General features: G+C 42.1%; 17 protein-coding genes and 1 pseudogene. 2 read left to right on the forward strand and 16 right to left on the reverse strand.

Annotated features, from left to right (window positions below; all coding sequences use genetic code 11):
- Positions 1–4 precede the first annotated feature (4 nt).
- The 3 genes from IR173_RS04920 to IR173_RS04930 form a co-directional block, all read right to left on the reverse strand.
- Entirely contained in the window at positions 5–3,469 is a 3,465-nt protein-coding gene (locus tag IR173_RS04920) for a TonB-dependent receptor (protein ID WP_237038576.1), read from the reverse strand.
- 244 nt (positions 3,470–3,713) lie between these two features.
- Entirely contained in the window at positions 3,714–4,724 is a 1,011-nt protein-coding gene (locus IR173_RS04925; protein ID WP_237038577.1) for a FecR family protein, read from the reverse strand.
- Between the two features lie 91 nt (positions 4,725–4,815).
- Positions 4,816–6,213: a hypothetical protein gene (locus tag IR173_RS04930; RefSeq protein ID WP_237038642.1), complete on the reverse strand. Its 1,398-nt coding sequence runs from the start codon at positions 6,211–6,213 to the stop codon at positions 4,816–4,818.
- On the opposite strand from IR173_RS04930, the pseudogene IR173_RS04935 reads away from it, so the two are divergent.
- Both IR173_RS04935 and IR173_RS04940 read left to right on the forward strand, forming a co-directional pair.
- Positions 6,184–6,476, forward strand: a pseudogene (locus tag IR173_RS04935) (alpha-L-fucosidase); the annotation flags it as partial. The gene IR173_RS04930 and the pseudogene IR173_RS04935 sit on opposite strands and share 30 nt — an antisense overlap.
- Positions 6,477–6,710: 234 nt before the next feature.
- Complete coding sequence (locus IR173_RS04940) at positions 6,711–7,286, forward strand: RNA polymerase sigma-70 factor (RefSeq protein ID WP_371315871.1); 576 nt, start codon at positions 6,711–6,713, stop codon at positions 7,284–7,286.
- A gap of 103 nt (positions 7,287–7,389) precedes the next feature.
- Here the strand turns inward: IR173_RS04940 and IR173_RS04945 are convergent, their stop codons facing one another.
- The 13 genes from IR173_RS04945 to IR173_RS05005 all read right to left on the reverse strand — a co-directional run bounded on the left by IR173_RS04945 (position 7,390) and on the right by IR173_RS05005 (position 24,122).
- Entirely contained in the window at positions 7,390–10,824 is a 3,435-nt protein-coding gene (locus IR173_RS04945) for a bifunctional proline dehydrogenase/L-glutamate gamma-semialdehyde dehydrogenase (RefSeq protein ID WP_237038579.1), read from the reverse strand.
- A 256-nt stretch (positions 10,825–11,080) separates the two neighbouring features.
- Entirely contained in the window at positions 11,081–12,283 is a 1,203-nt protein-coding gene (locus tag IR173_RS04950; protein WP_237038580.1) for an ABC transporter permease, read from the reverse strand.
- Positions 12,280–12,924: an ATP-binding cassette domain-containing protein gene (locus tag IR173_RS04955; RefSeq protein WP_237038581.1), complete on the reverse strand. Its 645-nt coding sequence runs from the start codon at positions 12,922–12,924 to the stop codon at positions 12,280–12,282. Before IR173_RS04955 ends, IR173_RS04950 begins: the two co-directional genes overlap by 4 nt.
- Complete coding sequence (locus IR173_RS04960; protein WP_237038582.1) at positions 12,921–14,456, reverse strand: DUF4836 family protein; 1,536 nt, start codon at positions 14,454–14,456, stop codon at positions 12,921–12,923. The genes IR173_RS04955 and IR173_RS04960 overlap by 4 nt, the downstream gene beginning before the upstream one ends.
- A gap of 4 nt (positions 14,457–14,460) precedes the next feature.
- Complete coding sequence (locus tag IR173_RS04965; RefSeq protein WP_237038583.1) at positions 14,461–15,162, reverse strand: 16S rRNA (uracil(1498)-N(3))-methyltransferase; 702 nt, start codon at positions 15,160–15,162, stop codon at positions 14,461–14,463.
- Between the two features lie 6 nt (positions 15,163–15,168).
- Positions 15,169–15,735: a bifunctional nuclease family protein gene (locus tag IR173_RS04970; protein ID WP_237038584.1), complete on the reverse strand. Its 567-nt coding sequence runs from the start codon at positions 15,733–15,735 to the stop codon at positions 15,169–15,171.
- 55 nt (positions 15,736–15,790) lie between these two features.
- Positions 15,791–17,068 carry an MFS transporter gene (locus tag IR173_RS04975; RefSeq protein ID WP_237038585.1) on the reverse strand — a complete coding sequence of 426 codons (1,278 nt, stop codon included), beginning with the start codon at positions 17,066–17,068 and terminating at the stop codon, positions 15,791–15,793.
- 184 nt (positions 17,069–17,252) lie between these two features.
- Entirely contained in the window at positions 17,253–17,867 is a 615-nt protein-coding gene (locus IR173_RS04980) for a DUF5024 domain-containing protein (RefSeq protein ID WP_237038586.1), read from the reverse strand.
- A 13-nt stretch (positions 17,868–17,880) separates the two neighbouring features.
- Positions 17,881–18,411, reverse strand: a complete 531-nt coding sequence (locus IR173_RS04985) for a hypothetical protein (protein ID WP_289307808.1) — start codon at positions 18,409–18,411, stop codon at positions 17,881–17,883.
- Positions 18,411–18,872 carry an RNA polymerase sigma factor gene (locus tag IR173_RS04990; RefSeq protein WP_371315872.1) on the reverse strand — a complete coding sequence of 154 codons (462 nt, stop codon included), beginning with the start codon at positions 18,870–18,872 and terminating at the stop codon, positions 18,411–18,413. Before IR173_RS04990 ends, IR173_RS04985 begins: the two co-directional genes overlap by 1 nt.
- A 457-nt stretch (positions 18,873–19,329) precedes the next feature.
- Positions 19,330–20,889 carry a DUF3857 domain-containing protein gene (locus tag IR173_RS04995; protein ID WP_237038589.1) on the reverse strand — a complete coding sequence of 520 codons (1,560 nt, stop codon included), beginning with the start codon at positions 20,887–20,889 and terminating at the stop codon, positions 19,330–19,332.
- Between the two features lie 6 nt (positions 20,890–20,895).
- Complete coding sequence (locus tag IR173_RS05000; protein WP_237038590.1) at positions 20,896–22,851, reverse strand: DUF3857 domain-containing transglutaminase family protein; 1,956 nt, start codon at positions 22,849–22,851, stop codon at positions 20,896–20,898.
- Positions 22,852–22,949: 98 nt separating this feature from the next.
- The gene (locus IR173_RS05005) at positions 22,950–24,122 is read right to left on the reverse strand and encodes a 6-bladed beta-propeller (protein ID WP_237038591.1); all 1,173 of its coding nucleotides are present in this window, start codon (positions 24,120–24,122) and stop codon (positions 22,950–22,952) included.
- Positions 24,123–24,411: the final 289 nt, after the last annotated feature.

Below are 24,411 nucleotides of genomic sequence, written 5' to 3' on the forward strand. Positions count from 1 at the left end.
TTTATTAAAGTGTTAAATTAAAACCGAATGACAACGTGCGATAGAAAGGATATGACCATGACAAACGTTCGGGGTCAAACCCTGTAGGCAAACTGCTGAAAGTAAACAAGTTTTCACCTGAGAAATAAACCTTAACATTGGTCAATCCAACCCTTGACACCCATTCTTTAGGGAATGTATATCCCAAAGTGATATTCTTCACACGCAAATATGCTCCATTTTCCACATAACGGGTTTGCGCACGGAAGTTTGAGCCCATGTTTCCTTGGTTGTCATAGATACGAGGATATTTGGGATTATCGTTTACCGGAGTCCATCCTTCTATAGTATTGGCATTCATATCACTGGGCCTCCAATAATCACTATGACCTTTAAACAGCGCACCGTGTTTTACACCTCCAAAAGGCTTGTATATGCTTTGATCTAACAGAAAAACATCCCGTTTACCTGTACCTTGCAACAGCATAGAGAAGTCGAAACCTTTGTAACCGAAGCCCAATGAAGAACCAAATTGAAATCTGGCCGCATCATTACCTATTATCTTTTGGTCACCGGGGTTATCAACAGTATTTGCACCCGGATCGATACGGTTCACACTGTTTTCATCGTCACGCAAGTTCTTGAACTTAATGTCACCCGGTCGTACTGTTACTCCTTGAATAGAAGCAATCCCTTCTTTCAGTGTCCATACACCATCTTGCCAGCCCTTTATACCATCCGAAGAAGGCACAAAGTCATCAATAGCATAGAAACCATCCGTTACATATCCCCAACGCTCACCCAAAGTCATTCCTTCATAATAAGGCATGGCATTTGAAGGTAATGAAAATGCAGCATTGTCATACTTTTCAATAACCGTTTTGGAATCATAGATATTAAAACTTGCATTGTAACGCCAGTCACCCCTTTGTTCTCTCCAACTGATGCTCCATTCCCAACCGCGGTTGCGAAGGTCAGCAGCATTCATTTTCGGAGCAGCCGCACCGATTTCGGCCGAGAAGTCGGCTCCCGGAGCAAGCATTCCCTTGGTACGACGCTGATACCATTCGAAAGTAGTCTGCAAACGGTTATTGAACAATGACAAATCTACACCAATGTTAGTTGTTCTGGCTACTTCCCAAGTAAAATTGGAGCTTACCATGCCCGGAGTGGTCAAAGTAATAGGTTGCAACCCATTTAGAATCCACCCGGCTTTTACGGGATCCATCATGGCAATATAAGCATAGTTATGAATCAGTTTATCACCAAGAACCTGATTACCAATTTCACCCCAAGAAGCGCGGAATTTAAACTCGTTCAACCAACTTTCGCTCCACTTCATAAATTTTTCACGTCCTACTTGCCATCCTACAGAAAACGAAGGGAAGAAACCGAAACGGTTATTACGTGGGAATCGGGAAGAGCCATCATAACGACCATTTACTTCCACCAAATATTTACCTTGGTAATCATAGTTGATACGTCCGTATCCTCCGCGAATGATGTATTCTCCATAAAAATCGTTAGCGGTAATATCGCCCACACCACCGGTAATAGAAGGTAAATCTGGGTCAATCATCTCCAAGCGGCTTACTTTAAGTTCCTCCGTTCTTGAGGTTTCTTGAGAAAAGCCACCCATAATCTTGAAGTTATGATCTTTGAATGATTTATGGTAAGTAGCATACGCATTGATAGAGTTATAATCTACCGTAGTCCGGTTATTGCTGAAATTAGAAGTCTTGGGGTCAGAAATAGAAGTATTCTGCGGATGCATTAATGAATAATATCCGGTATAATTATGCGAAGCCACTTCTTTACCATCATAAGTATATTCCACAATCATTTCAAGCCCCTCAATAGGATGTATGGATGTACGTGAATAAATACGAGGATTCTTTGTAACAGTATTGTTTACAGCAGCCAGTTTAAGAAGGTTTTCCGGATTATCCCAATACTGTGTCTTTCCTTCATCATCAACCATGGTGCCTGTCGGAAAGTAATTAGGATAAGTAGCACCAAAGAAATTAAATCCCCCGGCATTAGGCATATCTCTATCTCCTTTAGTATAGCGGAAGTCAAGAGAAGTAGTCAGCCAATCAGTTATGTCGGCACTCACATAAGACGATACGTTAAGGCGTTCGTACACATCTTTGTTTCCTTTTTGTACACCATTGTTATTGAGATAACCCAGACTCAAACGATAAGTTAGTTTTTCCGTGCCTCCGGTAGCCGAAACATTATGAGTCTGCTGGAAGCCGGTAGTAAGAGCAGCTGCTGCATGGTCGGTATTGCCCAAGAAATAAGGACGACCGCCTTCGTCCATATAGCGACCACCGGGTTCCACGCCCTGCAATTGTCCGTTATGATATTGGTGATAAAGTTCACGCCAACGGTTCATGTCCATAGATTGAATATAGTGAGTGTCGCCAAAAGCATGTTGCCACATATCAAAGTAAGTGTCCATACTCTCCTGCTCGGGACGGCCAATAGAAGTAGTCCAACCTAAAGTGTTGTTATAGTTGATAGTCATCTTCTCACCTTTCTTGGCCTTTTTGGTAGTGATCAATACCACACCAAACGCACTTCGCGCACCATAAACTGCAGCCGAAGCAGCATCTTTCAGCACTGATACGCTTTCAATATCTTCAGGGTTCAACAGGTTCACATCACCCGGAACGTTGTCAATCAGCACCAACGGTCCCCCTCCATTAATAGAGGTTGTACCACGGATATTGAATCCGGTATTCTCTCCCGGAGCAGCCTTGGGAGTAACCACCAAACCCGGAATGGCACCTTGCAGAGCGGTACCTACATTGGCCACCGGGCGATTACCCAATACCTTATCCATAGACACCTGAGAAACGGCACCAGTCAGATTAGCTTTCTTCTGCGTACCATAACCCACTACCACCACTTCATCCAACACTTTCGTATCTTCTTTCAAAGTTACTTGTACAGGAGTACCCACTGTGGCTTTTACAACAGAATTACTATAACCAATATACGAAATATCCAATGTCACTTCCTTGGAAGAAACAGACAATTCGAAGTTACCGTCCATATCGGTGACTGTTCCATTGGTAGTTCCTTTCACCAATACAGTAGCCCCGATAATGCCTTCTCCTGTATTGTCCACCACTTTACCCATTACTTTTAAAGTACCCTGTTGCACAACCGGTACACTTTCAGCTTTGGTGGTCAAAACAATCTTTTTATCCAAAACGGAATACTTCACATTCGTACCTTCAAATACCTTCTCCAGCACTTTAAAAATATCACTGTTACGTGAAGTGACTGATACACGACGATTCAGATCAATATGCTTATTACTAAAAAAGAATCCGAATTCAGACTGATTTTCAATTTCCTTCAAGACTTCTCGGACCGTCTTGTTCTGCACCTCTACATTGACAATAGCCGTCTGTGCATACGAGTCGGACGCATAGGCCAATCCTAAGGAGTAGATAAAGAAAAGAACAAATAGCTTCATAGTTCGTGGAATTTTTTTCGAGGCAAGCCATAAGAGATTTGGTATCCTCGAAAATTGGATACTACAATTATTTTTCATACTTTTGTAATGACTTAAAGTTTTAAAATTAGTTAGTTTTAGCTTGTCGCCAAACAAGCTTTAATTAAAGACCGATTTTCCATACGGGAAGATACGCCAATATTTTCCCGTATGCTTTTTGTTTCTAAGGTGATAACTCTTTCATATTACATTCAATTTAAGGTTATTAATAGATTTCAATATGCGTCTTTTGTTGTGATGCATCCTTTCCGTCAATATATCTCCACCGGATATTGGATGCCAACTGAAAGTATTCCAAAATACGTTCCAGCCGTTGATTGGTGAAGGTTCCTGTATACGACTCATCCAAATGTGCATTGGTCTGCGTAAAGACTACATTATAACGTTTGCTCAAAATATGCAAAGCATCGTTCAATGATGTATTATTAAAAATAATCTTTCCGTCTTTCCATGATGTTTCAGTTTCACCCGAAGTTTCATATAAATGTGTTGTACCATTTGTCGAATCATACACTACTTTTTGTCCCGGTTTCAACGCTACTCGTTTTTTCTGAGCACCGGTTTGGAAACTGAAATTTACTTTTCCTTCAATCAAGGTAGTCGACACATCCGACATATCGTCATAGGCCTCCACATTAAAACTTGTTCCTAACACTTCTATTTGAGATTGATGGGTAGTAGACACGATGAAAGGTTTCTCCACATCCTTTATCACTTTAAAAAATGCCTCACCTGTCAGTTCCACTTTTCTCTGATTCCGTCCTTCAAAAGTGGAAGGATACCGCAATGTCGATTCAGAATTCAAGTAAACCACTGTGCTGTCGGGCAGAACTACCGAAGTCATCATACCCGGATTTGTCCGCGCCTCCAACATCCGCACCAGTTCAGGCTTATTACCGTAATACTGAACCAATGAAGCAGCAAGCAGCGGGAGAAACAGCACTGCGGCAACACGCTGTGTCCACTCCCACCAAGCTACTTTCCTTTTACCAATCCTTTTACCTTTTACTTTAACTAACGCCTTTTCTGTATTTACCTTATTCATTACATGAACTGTGTCCGCCGCCAAATAAAGCATCTCCATTTGCTTTACTATCCGGTGGTGTTCTGTTGATTCCTGAATCCAACTTTCTACCTGCCGACGTTCTTCCTCCGTTGCGATACCTTCGCAATAACGGGGAAGTAACAATTCTATATTATTTTCTTTAAAATCCATACGCATGTTTTTTAGGTCCTTCTAATTATATGGCAGTCAGGAAAGACACATTCCTAAACTTAAATACATTTTTTTTCAAAAAAATCTATTTTCACAGAGAAACTTTCTCGGGAGTCCCACGAGTTACATATCGCACAACAACCTCGGGTGTCTCTCCTACTCCCGGCTCGCAAGAGAAAGATACCGCAGAAGAAACTGCGGGAAGATGGAGTTTTCCTTCCACATTCACTCTTTCTATGAGATTATAATTTTTGTCCGTTATCATAGCTTTTCCATCAAAGTCGTACAGCAAGTATTGCCCACCCTCTAACTTGCAAGGAAACTTAACGACTCCTTCCGAAGTGGTAAACGATAGGTTGGAAACGGAACCTTCTCCTTCTACTCTCAACTGGAGTTTACAGGGACCGGAATAGGTATTTTCCCAAACCCAGTCCGCTCCTCCCGGCTGACTGGGTTGAAGTTCTGCCAAGTTGCAATGATAGCGTTTAGAAACGAACAAAGGATAGAGTTGATAATTTTTCTCGTCCACTGCCTGCAAATGCCATTCGGTCTGAGGGTCTTTCAAACGCTCTCTTTGTTCTTCGGTAAAGGCTCCGGCTTCACGCAAAATGTCCCAATGCTTAATAGCCTTCAGCAACTGGTCTATCTGTCCGTGCTTATTCAACGTGGAAGTATTAATGGTCATCGCATAACCGGCATCGAAACCGGCCGCTTCGGACAAGGCCCACTCCACGTCCTCCAATGTGGAGCATTCGAATTTCCAATCGGCCAATCGAATCAGAAACCATCCAAGCATACGCGGGAAAAGATTCCTGCGGAAAAAATCCTGGTTCTTTATTCTGTTAGCCACTTGCCCCGTACGCATCGCTTCGCCCCATGGCTCGCCCCAGTTCATCCGAGTGTGGATATGCCACAAATTATGATTCAAACGACTGGCGTCATTCAGCACATTATGATCAAACTGCGCATAGCAACGGGTTACAAAACGAGATGCGGCATATTCATCGTGTCCGGTATAGGCACAGCCCTCCAATCCGTCAAAAGAGATTTGGCTCAAACCGGTCTTGTTCATCAAATCAGCAATCCGGTCGGCCAATGTATCCTGCAAGACCAAATCCGGAAAAAACACTTTATAAGCATGATCAGATAATTTATATAAAGGAGTTTCTACAGAATGTCTGGACACTTTCGTCTTGAAGGCTCCTCGTGTGCAATCCTTCAGCAAAAAACAATCCGCTTCTTTTTCCACCTTATTATATATAATGAGTTCGTCATCTATCTGCAACGTGTTTAGAGACAAGGGCGTCTCAAACAAATCGCTTTTCAGAATACGTATGTCCGTTTGAGCGTCGGTGATATCTTCTTTCAGGGTCAATGTACCCTGCTTCAGCAAATGCTTGGAAGAAACCGGCGTCACATACGAATCGTTTGTCGTTATAAAATTACTGAGCGTATGCACACCCATCCCGACCAGTGGCAAAATTATCAAACCTACACAGAAAACCAATTGAACGAACTAATGTCTGAATATGGCAGTTTTGATATTTTATGATTAGACAGAGGCTGGGTTATGGGTGAGAATATCCATTTGAACAAAATTCTGTCAGAAGCACGTAAAAAACATCCGGGACTTATCTCGGTAGACCGTAGCATACGTGGCAAAAATGAAAATTACCAGACACCGGAACGCGGCATTCCCGAAACACAACTTGACTATCTTGGGAAAATTGTATCACCTTAAGCAATGATTGGAGATGAACACCTATTTAATAGTTTGTCATCAGCTCTACTGCTCCCTCCCAAAGAATTTTTCATTCTAATCAAAAGCAAAGAATTTGATTATTTAAGAGCTTTACTCTCGCTGTCAACGAATCTCGTTTTATTAAGATTTCCTCTAAAAAACAGCACACAGAACAGATTCCCGAAAAACAATATATTTTTTTAGTTTTAAAAGACTATATTTGCACGCAAATCAACCTTTGAATAATAAAAATGGAGTATCACTATGAAGACCAATCGCTGTTATCGGCCATTAAAAATGGCGACGAGAAAGCATTCGATGTGCTTTTCAAAAAATACTACCCCATGTTATGCGCTTATGGAAATAAATTCGTAGAGTTAGAAGATGCCGAAGAGTGCGTGCAGGACGCAATGATTTGGCTTTGGGAAAATAAAGAAGTACTCGTTATCCAATCCTCTTTAAGCAGCTATTTATTCTCTATTGTTCATCATCGTGCCATAAACCGTATCAATCAAAATGAAATAAAAAGTAGGGCTGAGAATTATTTTTATGAAGAGATGCAATCCTTGATAGAAGATGCCAATTTTTATCACATAGAGGAATTAACCATACGTATACAAGAAGCGGTGGCCGCACTTCCGGAATCCTATAAAGAGGCTTTTATGATGCACCGTTTTAAAAATATGAGTTACAAAGAAATTGCCGGAATACTGGAAGTATCTCCTAAAACTATAGACTACCGCATCCAACAAGCTCTGAAGCAATTACGTATTGATTTAAAAGATTATCTGCCTTTACTCCTGCCTCTGCTGATGAAATAATTGTTCCACTTTTAGTATACAGTATAAAAAAAAGCGCTCTATAAAATATGAAAACGCTGAAAAAATTATCGGACGGAATGTCTCCGCCCGATAATATAAACAATTATTCTACCGGCGGAATCTCTAAAATACTACCATAGCGATGATATTCAAATGAAATACTCTGTTCCTTAATATAATGAATAAGTTCCACACGGCCATTCTTCACCGGTTTAGCTGTTGCGATATATTTATCTATACGAGCAGCCTCTTCATACATCTCCATCGGAATATCCACCCCACACGTACGAATGCGTTCATACTCCGACATACTCTTCAAGAACTCTTGCAAAGATTCTTTCTTCAGTGAACAACCGACAGAATTCAATGCTGCCGTACGATCATCATCAGGCTCAAAGCTAATGGTCAGAGGAGTGTGGCAAATCTTAGCGGCCAGTGCTATCATCTGTGCGTCTTCATTCGTATCGCCCGGGAAAAGACGAAGCACCATATTACGCAGTGGCAAGTAACGAAAGACGTTTTGCTCACCATACAGATTATTAATATCACGCGCATGGGCAAATTCCTGTTCGTATGCTTTCAGATAGCTCTGTTTATAATCTGTAGCACTTCCGGGCTTATCGGTAATCTTCACAAAGCAAGTACAGTAATTAGGCCCGCCGGCTTTCACACCACCGCCAAATGCAGAAAGTTTCATACCGCCAAAAGGTTGACGGTTGACTATAGCACCCGTTATACCACGATTGATATATAAATTACCCGCCATGATGGAGTTCTTCCACAACCGTTGTTCTTCTTCATCCAAACTCTGCAAACCGGAGGTCAGTCCATAGTCCAAGCCATTAACCAGTTCAATACCTTGCTGTAAGTTCTCTATGCAAACCACACTAAGCATGGGACCGAACAACTCCGTTCGGAAAGAATAACTTCCCGGCCGTACCCCCCACTTCACCGTCGGAGCCAAGACATACTTATTCTTATCAAGGAAACGAGGCGGGACAAGCCAGGATTCTCCTTGTTCCAACTCTAATGCTTTCAACAGTTTGTCATTCCTATTGGTAATCATCGGGCCAACCACATTACCGGGGTTCCATACACTACCCACCTTCATGCTGGTTGCGGCATCTTTCAGTTTTTCCCTAAAATTCTTATCCTCATATACCGAACGTTCCACCAGCAACAACGAACAAGCGGAACACTTTTGTCCGGCATTGCCGAAAGCAGAAGCTACAACATTCATAATAGCATGGTCACGGTCTCCGGAAGCTGTCAAGATGATGGCATTCTTACCACCTGTCTCGGCAGACAACGGAGTGGACGGATTACTGCGGGCTATATTTTGCGCCGTATCCGTACCGCCTGTCAAGATGATATGTTTGACGGCAGGAGCAGAAGTGAGCACTTTCAATGCATCACGATCAGTAATAATCACTTGTAAAGCTTCCTTAGGAACTCCTGCATCCCAAAATGCCTTGGCAAACAACCACGCTACAGGAGCTGCGACAGTTGCCGGTTTCAGAATAACAGTATTTCCTCCGGCAAGAGCCGCTACAATACCGCCAATAGGAATGGCACAAGGAAAATTCCACGGAGAGATAACCAATACAGTACCTTTCGGCGTAATATCCACATCGGGCAAATCAGCGAACAGCTTCATACTAGTGGTATAGAAACGAGCATAGTCGATTCCTTCCGAAACTTCCACATCCCCCTCCACTACCGTCTTTCCGGTGACAGCGCACATACAGCCTATCAGGTCGCCACGCATTTCGCCCAGCCGGTTGGCCGCTTCATACATTATCTTATGACGTTCTTCGAGGGTGGTCTTTCTCCATCCTGCCGGATCTTTCTCCACAATTTCGATGATGCGTTTCACCTGCCCGGTATCTGCTTGAGACATTTCGCACACGCATACCTCATTATCCTGGCAACGATCCATATATCGATGGCGCTTATCACAGACCACCGTTTCTTTACCTATCTGCAAAGGAATAATTTCGGGAGTGTCCGCTGAAGACTTTTTCCATGTGGCAAAGATATTGCGTACCCATTCCTGATTTCGGGCAAGGTCAAAATCAGTATCCGGTTCATTTTTCATTTCATTGGCAGGTGGAACAGGAGTATATCGATGCAAACGATTCTGCGTACGTGTAGGAATATGGGTAATACAATCTTTCATCTTATACGCATCTTCAAACTGGTTCTGCAAGAAACGCCAGGTATCGGTACCGGGCTTCAAATTAAACGAGTGAGTAAGGAAATTGTCGGGAGCCGTATTTTCGTCCATACGCCGCACCAAATAGGAAACAGCATTGAGGAAATGCTCGTCTTTTACCACCGGGGCATAAAGAATCACATGATTGCCAAGCTGGGACTGTGCCCGCCACACATGGTCTGCCATCCCCTCCAGCATCTCGAAAGTCATATATTCGGCACTACCCAATTTCTGACTCAGCAGATAAGCATAGGCTATTGTAAACAGGTTATGAGAAGCGACTCCCACATGCAATGCTTTAGCATTCTCAGGCAATAGAGCACGTTCCAAAATATGAAGATAATTGGCATCAACTTCAGTTTTGGAAGTCCGCACCGGATTGGGCCATCCCCGCAAAGAGGAAATGACCGTCTCCATCTCTAGATTGCACCCCTTTACCAGACGCATTTTTATCGGAGCTCCCCCTTTAACCACGCGTTCTTTAGCAAAATCCAACAATTCTGTCTGAAACTCATAAGCATCAGGCAGATAGGCTTGAACTACAATACCGGCCGAATAATTTTTAAATTCCGGTTTATTCAGTACCTCCTTAAATAAACGCAAAGTGAAATGAGCATCTTTATATTCCTCCATATCCAAATTAACAAACTTGGCACGTTTCACTCCGTTTTCATCCACATAAGGATAGTCCATCGCCTTTTGGTAAAGGGCAGACATGCGTTTCACCAGCTCCGGAAAGCTTTCGGCATAGTTCAGTGCATGCGTCTGCGCATAGATACCCGAAATTTTAACGGAAATATAATTGATATCAGGAGCTTCCAATGCTTCCAGATAATGATGATAACGATGGTCTGCTTCTCCGTTACCCAATACGACCTCCCCCAACAGATTTACGTTCTGTCCGATTTTCTGTTTGAAACGAGTGGCTAGATGTTCCGTCAATTGGGGACGGGCCTCATCAAGAATCACTTTAGAGGTATCGGAACGGAGACGTTTCTTGATAATGGGAATAGCTATAAAGTCAAAATAATGTCCAAATGCCTGATACATTTTAAAAAGGAAAGCATCGCGCTTATTAAGAAACTCAGGTACACCGTAACGGTCTATCAGCTTCTTAATGCGTTCAGCCAGTTTCTTGCGGTCACGAATTTGGGAAGACTCATCCAGCATCTTTACCAAAAACTTCTTGTCTTGCGGACGTTGCACCATAATGGCATATTTATGCTGCTCTTTACGTTCCTCATCTGTGATGGTTTGTTCACATGTGTTATACAACTTCAGTACCCATTCCTGTACTTCGGCGATAGTCGGTCTGTTGTCCATAATATACTCATGTTAATGTGTGTAAGAAATAAGGATTAAAAAATCACCGGAATAGCTGAGACACAAGAATGGTTGGACTAAACATAACAGCACGATACCGGTGCAAGGTCTGAAGAGCTTGCTGAGAAAACCGGTCAAAAAGAAGTACCCTGTCCATAATTAGCTTGCTTAGAATGTATAACTGCTCAAATGCAAATATACACTAATTCTTTTATTATCAAAGAAAAAAGGGAGAAATTATCTTCTCCCTTTCTTCTTAACTTTTATGCATCCAAATAGAAGCAACCTTTCTTCGCACTGCAATCACATTGAACACCGACACACCGGCAAACAGTAAAACTCCCACCAGCATTGCCGGCCACATACTCCCTTCGTCCAACTGCGGAAACAGTTTTCCAATCAATTTCATGTAGCTGCTACGCACATACAGTACGACACCTACTGAAAGTATCAGTACAATGGCATTCAGGCCTAAAGTGAGGAGTTGATAAGGAAATGCCACTTTAGCCGGACTATACCCTATCAACAATAAATTCTCCAGTTTGGTCGTATTCTTCTGCAACAACAGATAGATACTCAACATTAGAATATAGAACGACAATACACTGATAAGCAATCCGACAGAAAGCACAATGCCTACAATGACTTTTAAAAACCAAGTGGTCTTTCCGGCATCCAGCTTATCGTCTTCCGTATCATATCCTTTGTCCTTAAAATATTTGGCTATACGGTCGTCAGTCGGATTATTGACTTCTACAATAAGACGTGAAGGCTCGCTCTTGGCTCCAGGTGCAAAGTTCTCATTAGCCCATCTCATAAATGTTTCGGGAACAAGAATCGTATTCAGACGATTGGAGAAACCGACAATATTTCCTTTAAAGACCTCCCTGTGACCGCCACCACTGATGCGGATATCAAGATTTACCATTCCCATCACACCTTCCGAAAGTTGCGGCAAGCTACGGCTCTGTGCAAACCCGAAATTATACAGATTCAAATAGTTACGTGGAATGATAATGGGTATCACCGGTTTGTTTTCATTAAACACCCACTTATCAAGATTCACGTCTACAAACTCATCAGGTACAGATTCAAAAAACATATCAGTAGACATTTGCAAGCCTACTTTTTCCATACCCATTCCCGCCGATACCTTAAACTGGGAAGGAGTAAAGGCTCCTACCTCTTTGGTAAACGACTGTGCCTTAATATCCTCCACTTCTTTATCTGAAAAAGTATTGCTTTTCCCTACAAATGCCCCCAGCGTGCTTATCTTCTTGCTGACAATGATATAATCTTTTTTGATAAAACTATCCCCTTCCGTAAATACCGGCAAAATATCTTTATAAAACTGAACACTCAGCAACACAATCACCATACCACACAGATTGGCAAAGAAGAAACCCGCCAATTGAGGCAAACTAATATGCTGACGCAATAATTTCCAAACCAATCTCATAGTTTCAATGTTTTTGTGTAGTTTAACTCCAAATGTTTTCCAATGGAAGTTACAATGATGCCGGCACCTTGTTTATCCGTTTCTTCCACTAATATCTTCGACATGAGACGTCCATTTTCTTCATCCAAATGACTGATGGGTTCATCGAGAAAGATGAAATCGAACGGTTGGCAGAGAGCACGGACAAGTGCTACACGCTGTTGTTGTCCAAAAGACATTTTGCCCACCGGAGTATCCCATTTATCGGCTATGCCGAACATTTCAAACCATACCTTAATTTCTTTCTTTGATTTATATCCTGTTAGGGAATTTTTGAGTTGAATATTCTCCCAAGCTGTGAGTTCGGTAAAAAGGCGTAACTCCTGAAACAACATACTAATCGAGTGTTTGCGTATTTCTACCCAGTCGGTTACAGAGAAGTTACGAATATTCTTACCGTCAAAACTGATAATCCCCTGATAGTCGTTGCGATATCCATATATGTAGCTGCAAAGTGACGACTTACCTGTTCCCGATGCGGCTTCTATCAAATAAGCTTCACCGCGCTTCAGTTGCAATGCCTGATGCCACACATCAGAAACAATAAAATCCCTTCCTGCAAAAACAGCAGGAAGGGTTTGTTGTAATTCTATGCTATTCATAAATTTTCTAATGCACGCACTATGAGTTGCAGTACGTTTGTATCCTTGTCTTTCATTACAATATTCATCTGTCCGTTCTTCCAGTCGGGTGCCATTACATCGATGTATTCACACGGTCCGAACACATTTTTCATTATCACAACCACTTCCTGTCCCAACATTCGTGAAAGATAAGGGGCAGCATTGAGTTCATTCAACAGTTCCACTGTATTGAAAGCCATAAAACTGCGGTTTTTAGTCACCTCAGATGCCCAAGTAGTATTCTGCAGCGAAACGCCATAACGTCTGCCGGCCTCATCAGCCATTTGCTCATTATTGGACAAATAGAACATCTTGTCTTTTACTCCGAACCAAATGCTTTGGTTATACATACGGAATTCATATTGGTCTGTGCCGGTTGAGTTCAACTTCATCTGCCCGCCCGACAATGCCAACAAAGGACGAAGTTCCTCAAAAGCTTTCAAAAACTCTTTATTTGTAACATCAGCGTACACCAGCAAATCATTAGTTACCAACGAACTAAAACCGATAGCTATATCACCGTGAATGGCAGAAAAGATAGTTTTCAAATCAATCGGCAACATCGGATTATCCAATGATTGTTTGATGGTAGGATTTTCACAAAGCAAGTTATAAACTGCCTCACCATTAAAATTGCCACTAGCCCATAGTAATGTATTTGCCGGAAAATATTCCATATATGTTCCTTTCAACGGTGTGGAGGTCTGTGTTTGCCTTTCATACAGCGCTATCAGTTCTTTATTCTCAATCAACGATTCAAAATCCACCACAATCTTTCCCTTTTCAAAAGTAGTGGTAAGCAAACATTTAATATCTTCCAGCTTTAAATCGGCCGGCATACCCATACGCATCTGCATGGTCGCCTCACGTGGCAACACAGACATATTGGCAACCACATTAATTTCACCTTTGGCATCTCTCAATTTTGCAAAATCAGAGGTAGAAGCATAACTGTTCGCAGCATCCTGACGCATCCATGCCAACACTGTACCTTTCATACCCTCGGGGTCACTGTCAAGAGTCCCCACCAACAGAAATGTACCGTTATTATAAGCACACAAGCCATTACCCACAGTAGTCCAAGTACATCCGCTTTCGCTTTTCAAGTCCGAGCATAATTGCTGTTCTTTTAATGATTGCATCAGAGATTTCACCTTGCCCTCGCTCAATACCTTTGCCACAACAGCGAAAGTATTGGAATTAGGGGTAATAAACAGATACACTTTATCTGTCAGTGAAAGTCCGGTCTCGGCAGGGTTCTTCACTATCTTCTCGGCTGTTGCATACGCTTCACCTTCCAGCCCGCTTTGCAAGACCTCCGTCAGTTTTGTCACTACAGACTCTCCTTCTTTGCCATTGATACCACTTTTTTGTGCCATTGACTTAAAGTCCAACGACACCACCATTGCCGCATCTTTGGGAATAGCATTAGTATATTCACTGCTCTCGGAACATGAGGCTAGGAGTGCCATTACTACTAGCAAGGCAAATCCCCAAATCGTTTTTCTCATACGCTTATTTTTGATTTAATAAATTCATGGTATGACAAGCTACCAGTGCCGCGGTCTCAGTACGAAGGCGCGATTTCCCCAAACTAATTGGTTGAAACCCATTCGCTATAGCTTTCTTTACCTCTTCCTCGCTGAAATCTCCCTCGGGCCCAATCAAGACAAGAGCATCTTCACCCGGACAAATCACATCTTTCAACAAAGGTTTCTCCCCCTCATAACAATGAGCTATAAACTTCTGTCCTTCAATGTCACGAGTAATAAATTTATTGAAATCCGTCATCTCATTCAAGACCGGTTTAGTCGCTTTCAACGATTGTTTGATAGCAGAAACCAATATCTTTTCTATACGTTCTGTTTTAATGACTTTCCGTTCAGAATAACGGCAGTTGAGAAAGGTCAGTTCGTCGAATCCTATTTCTGTTGCTTTTTCAACAAACCATTCGGTTCGATCCATATTCTTAGTAGGCGCCATAGCCACATGCAGATAACCATTCCAGCCTTTTTCCTGTGGAATGGTTTCCGTTACTTTCACTTGACAGCGTTTTCCACCGGTTGCGCTGATTACAGCTTTATAAAAACACCCTGCTCCATCAGTCAATGTCACTTCGTCTCCTATTGACAGACGCAGAACCCGTAAGCAATGCCCGGCTTCCTCTTCGGGAAGCTCGGGGTTTATGGCTATGTCGGGCGTATAAAATACATGCATAATTCTCTACTCTTTATCTTGTTCCTTTTGTTCTTCACGCCGTCTTATTTCATCTCGCAATCGGGAAGCCTGTTCATAATCTTCTTCTGCAACAGCTTTTGCCAACGCTTCTCTCAATACAGAAACACCCACCATATTGACAGTAACGGCAAAGGAGCTGTCACTCTCTTCCCGCAGATACTCTTCATCCATAATTTGAGCAGTGGTATATATAGGGCAGTTATACCGTAATGCCAGTGCCACTGCGTCCGAAGTGCGCGAGTCAACCTTTATCTCTTCCCCTGCTTTATCAAAGAAAAGATAAGAATAGTAAATTCCATCCTCCACTTTATAAATTAAAATCTTTTTCAAGATTACTCCCAACTGTTCCGTCAGTGACAAGAATAAATCATGTGTCCACGGACGCGGCAATTTATAATCCAACATCTTAATTCTAATAGCCTTCGCCTCTAGAGAGCCGATAATAATGGGCAATTTTCTATTGCCGTTCACTTCTTCCAGCACTAATGCATACGCATCTACAGGCTGCAAAGTAGAAGACATGTCATGTAACTTCAATTCTATTTTATCCATAATCCAATCTTATTTTATGCCCGAAACAGGCAATACCTACTTATTTATTATTTAATTATATTTCTTCAGGGTTATGCTTATACCTAAATATCAAGGCAAACAGCACAGCCACCACCAAAGCGTATCCCGCAAATACAAACCATGCACTGCTCCATCCCGCTACCTGTGGTGCATCACTGCCAAAATCTACAAAATGATTCACTACGGCCTGAGCGCTCAGTGTTCCTACAGTTGCACCAACCCCATTGGTCATAATGACAAACAATCCTTGTGCACTGGAACGGATGGCCAAATCAGTCTCTCTATTAACAAAGAGCGAACCTGAAATGTTGAAGAAGTCGAATGCCACGCCATATACAATCATAGACAAAACGAACATCCATACTCCCGATCCCGGATTACCCAGTCCGAACAGTCCGAAACGCAGTACCCATGCCAACATAGCAATCAACATGACACGCTTAATGCCGAAATGCTTCAACACAAAAGGAATAAGCAGGATACACAATGTTTCCGACACTTGTGACAGAGATATCAATGCATTGGCATGCTGCACACCAAAGGTATTCGCATATTCGGGAATCTTATCGAAACTACTGAGGAAGGGATTGGCAAATCCATTGGTTATCTGCAAAGAGACACCCAGCAACATAGAGAAGACGAAGAAAATGGCCATCTTTTTACGTTTGAACAGTAAAAAAGCACGTAGCCCCATCGCATCTACCAACGACTTCTTTTCGTTTCCTTTGCTCACAGGACAGTCCGGCAAGGTGAATGAATAAACCGCCAGCAGTAATCCGAAACAAGCGCACGAAAAGAACTGCATATAATTGGCTTGAAAGCCCAGCACATCTGTAAGCAACATAGAACAGATAAAACCGATTGTTCCAAAAATACGGATGGGCGGGAATGCAATCACCGGATCCAATTTCACTTTATCCAATGCTGTATATGCCACTGAATTAGAGAGTGCCAGCGTAGGCATATAGAATGCCACACTAAAAGAGTATAAAGCAAAAAGAAACGAGAACTCCGTGTTATCTCCCGATGTCATTCCATAATAACCGGCGGCAACCATAAAGACCGCTCCCATAAAATGGCAGAATCCCAAAAGTTTTTGGGCAGGCACCCATCGGTCGGCTATGATTCCCATAACAGCCGGCATAAATAGCGAGACAATGCCTTGCATGGCATAAAACAGACCGATTTTCTCACCCAACCCAATGTTATACAGATAAGTACCCATCGAAGTCAGATATGCGCCCCATACAGCAAACTGCAAGAAGTTCATGACAATCAGTCTGAATTTCATTCCGGTAATTTCGTTTTTCATATTTTTTATGTGTGTTCTTTTATAATACCTGCAAAGATATAAAACAATTCTATTTTTTGCGGGAAATGGATAAAAAAAGAAAAATCCCATTGGCTATTTCACAATAACCAATGGGTATAAACACGATTAAAAAGTTAATTCTAATCTCAAAGAGAGAGTGTGTTATATGAAAAATAGCTTATGCTTAATCATTATCTTTCACCAGCTTACCATCAACGTACACTCTACCGTTATTGACTTGTATGTTTTTCGCTTTTTTGATACCTGTCACACGCTTTCCGTTCAGATATACATCTCCGTTCTTATCAATGGTGGTAGTGGTCTGGCAAAACTGATGATTGGTGTTTTCAATAATCCAATCCGCATCGGCTATTTCCCTGCCATTCTTTAAGGGACTGATAATAATGGTAAATGACACATTACCACTCTCATTCGTACTCAATGTATAAGTACGTTTTTCATCATCAGAACGAAAGATAAAAGTAAAATTAGCCTTTTGCCCTGCATTTCGTCCTCTAGGCATATCCTTTATAGCTGTTTCGGCATATTCTTCATCCTTTTCGAAAGCATCGATAAGGCGCTTGCCCAATTTAGTATCTTTGACGGAATAAGTCTTTACTACCTTTATCACCTTGCGTGTTTTAGGATCACGCTTGGTCACTGAGTTAATGGCCACATCATCCCTTTTCTCAAGTTCATTTGCCATCTTATCGATTGTTTTTTGTGCTTTTATTCCACTCACACCACAGCACAGCAATACACAGGCCATGAACCATCTCAACAATGTTTTCTTTCTCATAATATCTAATATTTTAATTATTTACCAAATCTTCCTTTTCCTTTATCTCCTGTTCCGAACGATGAATTTCATCTATCCGCTGCTGTGCCAATTGTTCCACCTTATCAGCATGTTCCAATGTTTCGATAATGCACGGCATAATCTTCTTCACATCGGTTATGCGTTTACCGTCTACCTCTATATAACTGCCTTCGTAGCAAGACCATTTATGATTCTTTGCAGCATTTTGTCCCGAAAAGACCAATAATCCCAGTCCCAGTGTAACTACTACCATTGCCGCAATTCCTGCACTCCATGCCGTTACAGGAATACGAAGGCTGAAAGTTTTTTTCTTTTCTTGTTTTGTATCTTCCACAGTCTGTGGCTTAGGTTCTCCTTGCATACCTCCCTCGTACCAGGCAAACATCGGTGCGTATTCTTTCAGATGAGCAGGCACTTTGCCTGTGCGGAAGAAGCGATAGATAGCTTGTTCTTCGGCATTGGTCGTTTCACCGTCCAGAAAACGATTGATGTATTCTTCTATGTTCTTATTCGTTAGTTCCATCATCTATTATGTATCATAAATTGTTCACGTACTTTCTTTCTTGCCCGCGACAGATTAGTTCGCACAGCTATGGCTGTACTACCTGTCATTCGGGCTATCTCTTCTACTTCGAAACCTTCAATGTGCTTCATCCTGAGGATGGCTTGCTGAAGGTTGGGCAAAGTAGATATGGAATCGAGAATCTCTTGCATATTCTCTTCTGCCACCAACTTCATTTCCGGGTTATCCCCACCGCCTATGCGGACACCTTCTTCCAATTCCACCTTTTCTATCCGGGCTCCCCGCATGCGGTTGATGCACAAATGCTTGGTTACAACAATGGCAAGTGCATCTACGCTGCGGTATTCGTCCAACTTTTCACGCAAAAACCATAGCTTCAATAACACATCTTGCACTACATCTTCTGCGTCGTCGGAATCTTCCAGATAACGGATGGCCATTCTGAGTAAGGCCGGTCGCATTCGTTTTGCCTCTATTTCAAATTCATTTTGTTCCATGTTCACTAATAAGACACAGCCACACCAATAAACGTTACATCAAAAATAGTTTTTTTTAGGTTCAGCTTGAACATTTTGGGGGGATTTCATTCCACGTCAGAGAGCACGCTTTTGCACGTACGTCCGCATAGGGATACACGTACGTATGCATGAGGCTATGCGGACGTACGTGTGGGGCTATGCGGACGTACGTGTGGGCTTATACGTACTAACGTGTTTTTTCACTCGAAAGAATGGTTCATAAAATTCCTTTTGCATCCCGAATAAATCTACAGAAAAGAATGAAAAACGCGAATATCCGGGACCGAATCCTGAATATTCGCATTTCTTTTTTTCTTTAATTAGTCTTCACACTTACGAAATTCCCGCATTTCAGGATACATGACTGAATCCGTCCCCACGGGAAATAATTTCCCGAAGTTTAGAACAACAAAGTCGTGGCGGCAGTATCCATCCATTCCGTCATCAGACGATAATAAGCCGGATATTCTGTCGGAGTAATCAATTGTTTTTTCAGTTTCAAAAATCGAAGTATCTCTATCTTATCTCCGATTTTCTTTACCGCCACTTCTACCGTACCGATATTATTATCAATCTTTTTATCAGCCGGAAGTGCCACGGGAGTCATTCCGCCTGTCGTTTCTACAATACAGGTATACGTCTCGTCGGGCAAATAAGAAAGAAGAAGATTCACAGGACGCTGTGAGTTGAGCGTAGTCATCCGTCCTTCATAAGCGGCCCATCCTTTAGATATCTGCGGCAATGTATACATTCGATAACCGCCCGCCAAAGCCTTACCTCCTTCGGGAGTTATTTTCAAAGTATCTGTCTTTGAAATGACATGCGACTTGACTGCCGGTTGCACAGGACGTGCATCCATGTTCACAATGGCATAGAAGTCTCTCAAATCTGCTATTGCCTGATTTTCTACAAACAAGTTATTCAGAGCAGACAAGCCCACAGCGGCCTCATCGGTTGCTTTAAGAAACGCAGCTTTCACTTCTGCCGGAATACCTGCCGCCTGTTGCAAAGCAGCCAACAACACATTTTTTTCCTCTATTGTTCCATACGCCGAACGAATCACTTCCGATGCGGGACGCAAACGATATCCTGTTTGAAGCAATGACAGACGACAAGTTCCCAAACTACGGATATAAGTTTCCAACCGATTTACTCTTTCTTCGGTAGTTTTTGCGTCTGCTGTCAGCTTTTGAGCCAACTCAGCCACAGCTTTATCATCGACAACCGGGAATTGCTTTTTGAGCACTTTCAGGGCATCGGCTTTCGAACCGTAAGTAGAAGCTACAATAGCCTGCATATTTCCTGCCGGAACAGAAACATCCAACATACGAGGACGAGGTTGGACATTTTTAAGTGTCCAGATTACGGTTTTCATACCATCAGCAACTTTCACTACAGGAGTCGCTTTACCGTTCAAAAGTTCATAATGCAAAGGTTTATTGTCGGGTACAGACAGTGAAAGTACATACTCTTTTATCGGAGACAACTCCTCTACCGGCTCATAAATATCCAATTCGGACAGGTAGCCCGGACGAGTGATAACAGAGTAATCCAAATAGATAGTAGCCCCCAACTCAAGTCCGGTATGCACCACAACCATTTCTTTCAAGCCATTGTAAGCCGGAGCATCGGCAGCAGCCGAGGGAAGCACCTCAACAAAAGCATTATCGGGAGTCTTTACTATGCTTCCATCTTTCTGGCGAGTATACGATTCGTGTATCTTCAATTCTTGATAAGCAGGATTGTAAATGATGAAACTCTCACCATACAGACCATTCATTGCTGCATGAGTAAACAAGGTAAGTTCTTTTTGTACACGCCATTCCTGACTACCGTCCGCACGAAGCGTGTAAGACTTGGCCAGTTTGCCGAATTCTGCCTCGGAAACTGCCTTTGCCGGAAGTGCCACCATCAACAGTAGCACAGCCAACGTACATATATAATAGTATGTCTTCTTCATTCTACTTTACTTTTTAATCACTAAATAATCTCCATAAGCCTTGTGCATATTCACAGCTTCACGATAACAGTCCCAGTCCGAAGCCTCATAAACCCGTTTCTTCAAAGCAAGTTTGTTATGCAGAAATATTTTATTTCCTTTTTGTACCAACGAGCCTTCAAAATCTGCACTTTCACCTGCCATATCATCATTTCTATCAGGGTTTTCCATCTTATATCCGGTCGGAAGCTGAATGGTCTCATCCAATTCCACCAGCCGCGAACAAGCATCTTTAAAACCATATTTACGTTCCTTCATCCCGGTATCAATACGCAAGTACGAACGTACCTGATTATAAAGATTATTCATTACCATCGGACGGAAGCACAACATTTCTCCACCTTTCAGAGCATAATCGGGAATTTCATAACGGAAAGTTATTTTTATAGGAGCTGATTGATAATCTTTGGGATTCCGTCCATAATCCACACTGAGCAACCGAGCTTTCGGAGAGACGGCAAGCAGCTGACGTTCCATCGTGTTTTTCCATTCACTCTGAAAACCGGTCGTAAATATACGACGGATATTACTATCGCTCTGTCCTTCGGCCGTAACAGTAAAAGTACCTCGCAAAGTACCGTCCGCATCCAGACGATTATCCGCTTTAATACGGAAATAATGGTTTTCGGGCGCAGAAACCGGTGTCAGGCAGAGGTCCGAACCTTCGGGAACACCCGGCAAGTAATTCTGTTGTTGCTCGGCGCTACTCCATAGTTCACGACAGAAAGGCACCCAAGTCGGATCAAGAGGCATATAAGTTCCGTTACTCAATTTCACTACTGCCACACAGTGGTTAAAGTGGTCGGCAGGGATACTTTCTACACGGCTTCCAGCCATTGTCATCGCAGGATACGCCTCAAAGCCAGCCATACGAAGGAATGAAATTAAGGTTCCGGCAATATCCTTACATACTCCACAGCGGTCAGTGTAGTTCATCTTTGTATTATGCAAGGTATACCCTTCCCCTTTGCCCATCGAAATGCCGGCATAGCGGATATTATCTGCCACCCAATGGGTAAGCACGGCAATCTTTTCCATTTCAGTCTTCTTGCCTTTAATGAGTTCGTCTACCTTCTTCTGAGCTTCAGGCAATGGAGCAAAACTGCCATAGTCTTCATTCACCTTATTGAACCATAGTGATTTATCTTGCCATTTGGGAGTGGAAGACATCATCAGCTTTGGGGCTGCATCAAAGAGGTCTACCATATTCGGTTCTCTACCGAAAGGCATGATATCGTTCATAGCAAAAGTATATGCCTTGCGATTGCCTTCATAACGCATGGAAGAGGTACATTCACCCTGATAGAACTGAAACTGCATTTCCTTCTCCATCGGAACAACTACCTTGTAGACTTTTCTCACCGTAGGATTAGCACTCCAAAAAGGTACAATATCGTAGAACTGTCCGCGCATAGGAGGAATAAATTTGGAATCATCTTCTTGTGTAGCAGCCAGTAACGCATAAGTAAAACCTTTTTTTGCTATTTCATAATCAATTATATCACCGGGTTGCAATGCACCGACCTCAAGCATTATCTGGCGTGCTCCCCAGTAGATGGCACGTGCGGGTGCAGCATAATCACAAGTTTTTGTAACATCAAGGTTCTCCACATTTCCGTCTGCACGGTAGACCGTCACACGCTTAAACTCAGCATGAGCCGTCAACGGATCATAATCATACTTAATGACCCGATTGGATACAGATCCTTTCGGAGTTTGTACTTTTATTACTTTACATACGGCGAAAGAGCCTTGTCCGCTAGGTTGAACAGACACCAATGTACTGTCCAACAAAGTCACACAATCAGACTTTTCATAAGCCTTTCCTTGAGCAGCCTCTTCATAAGTTCTCCAGCCTTGAGCTGATGCGGTAACCGAAGCTAGAAGGAAACAAGCCAACGTTACAGATAGTTGTTTTTTCATGTTTTTCACTTACAATTTATTTTATAACGGCAAATGTAAGTAAAAACTTCGAGTCAAACAGGATATTTCTTATAAAAAGGACAACACAAAAACTCTATTTATCGAAATCTGACAACCATGATTACCGGATTATCATCCTCATCCAATCCTTGCGCAACAGTCTTCAACGAACCTTCCAACTGTCCTTCTTCCAATGCTTCTTTCAGAGCAAACGACTCCAGCTTCTGATAGACACAATCTTTCTCACCATTGCTCCGCATCATGTAACTCCATTCTTCGGATGGAAAGTCTTTGTTTCTAAAAGTAGGGCGGAATATCTCTCCTGTCTGCCGATCATATACTAATGAATGGCTCTTATCATCCTTTATCACCATACCCTTCATATTCAAAGACGAAATCTGGCATTTCAAGAAATAATAACGTGAAGTGACTCCCTCCAGACGCAGATAATATTTTCCGCCTTCCGAATCTCTGACAGAAGGAGTACGCAACAGTATGGGAAATAATTCATTTGTCTTTTTATTTATCTGATAGACAGTATCAGAAGCCATATCATTCAGGTAAGTTTCTCCACCTTGCCCCAGCATGACTTCACAATATAGATATGCTTTCCAATTCTCATTACCGTCTATCCTAATAGACAGGCTGGCCTCCCAGTCTTTTACGTATTGTAATGAATCAATCGTTTTGCCCGATTTATCCAACAGCATGACAGGATGATATGCGGTTATTTCGCCCTCCCTTCCGACATTAGCCTTTTCCTTAAACAATACAAGCTTATCAGCCGAATAATTAAGCATATCCCTTTGCCGGATATTAGCTTTAGTATCCAATGTACGTTTGTACGTACCGTCCAAAGTATAAACATATACTTTGGACGGTGCCCCCAGCACATAAACCTCACCGCGTTGCCAGTCCACATCAACATTCTGAATATCATTATATTCTTCAGGACCATCCCCCTTTCTGCAAATAAAGTTTTTTGCTTTACCACTACGGTCAAACAAAAACAGTTTGCCTTCTTGTTGGCTCATGCCAAGCATTCCTTTATCAGACACAGCAGCTATTGTACCTTGAAACAACATATTTTCATTCGTTTCTAATGGAATATACTCAATATCAGCTACATCCTGAAGAAAAATCTCTTTCACAGGATATTCCTTATTAACATCAATCCGAGGAAGTAATGCCTCTCTATATTGTCCATCACCGCTACATCCTACAATAACAAGAGCAAAACTAAATACGACATATAACCTATTAAATTTCATTTCTAATGAATTTATAAATAAATATATTATTATTTGTATACGACAAAAATCATTGAAGAATATTTCATTTTCCTGATATAATCCAGGACTGATATAATCTCTTTCACACACAACAAGTATGGCACTTTCTGTTCATGAAGATTCTGTGTGAAAGCTATCCTCTCTTTGTGACAGGAAATGTGCAACACTGTAGAATTGTAGTTGCGATTGAATGATGCTTCACAGCATCATTCAATCTGACTTGTTTTCGTCCTTTTCCGAACATTACGTTCGGCTCGTCATATCATTA

This window comes from Phocaeicola faecalis, assembly GCF_021730445.1.
In the GTDB taxonomy this organism is placed as follows: Bacteria; Bacteroidota; Bacteroidia; order Bacteroidales; family Bacteroidaceae; genus Phocaeicola; species Phocaeicola faecalis.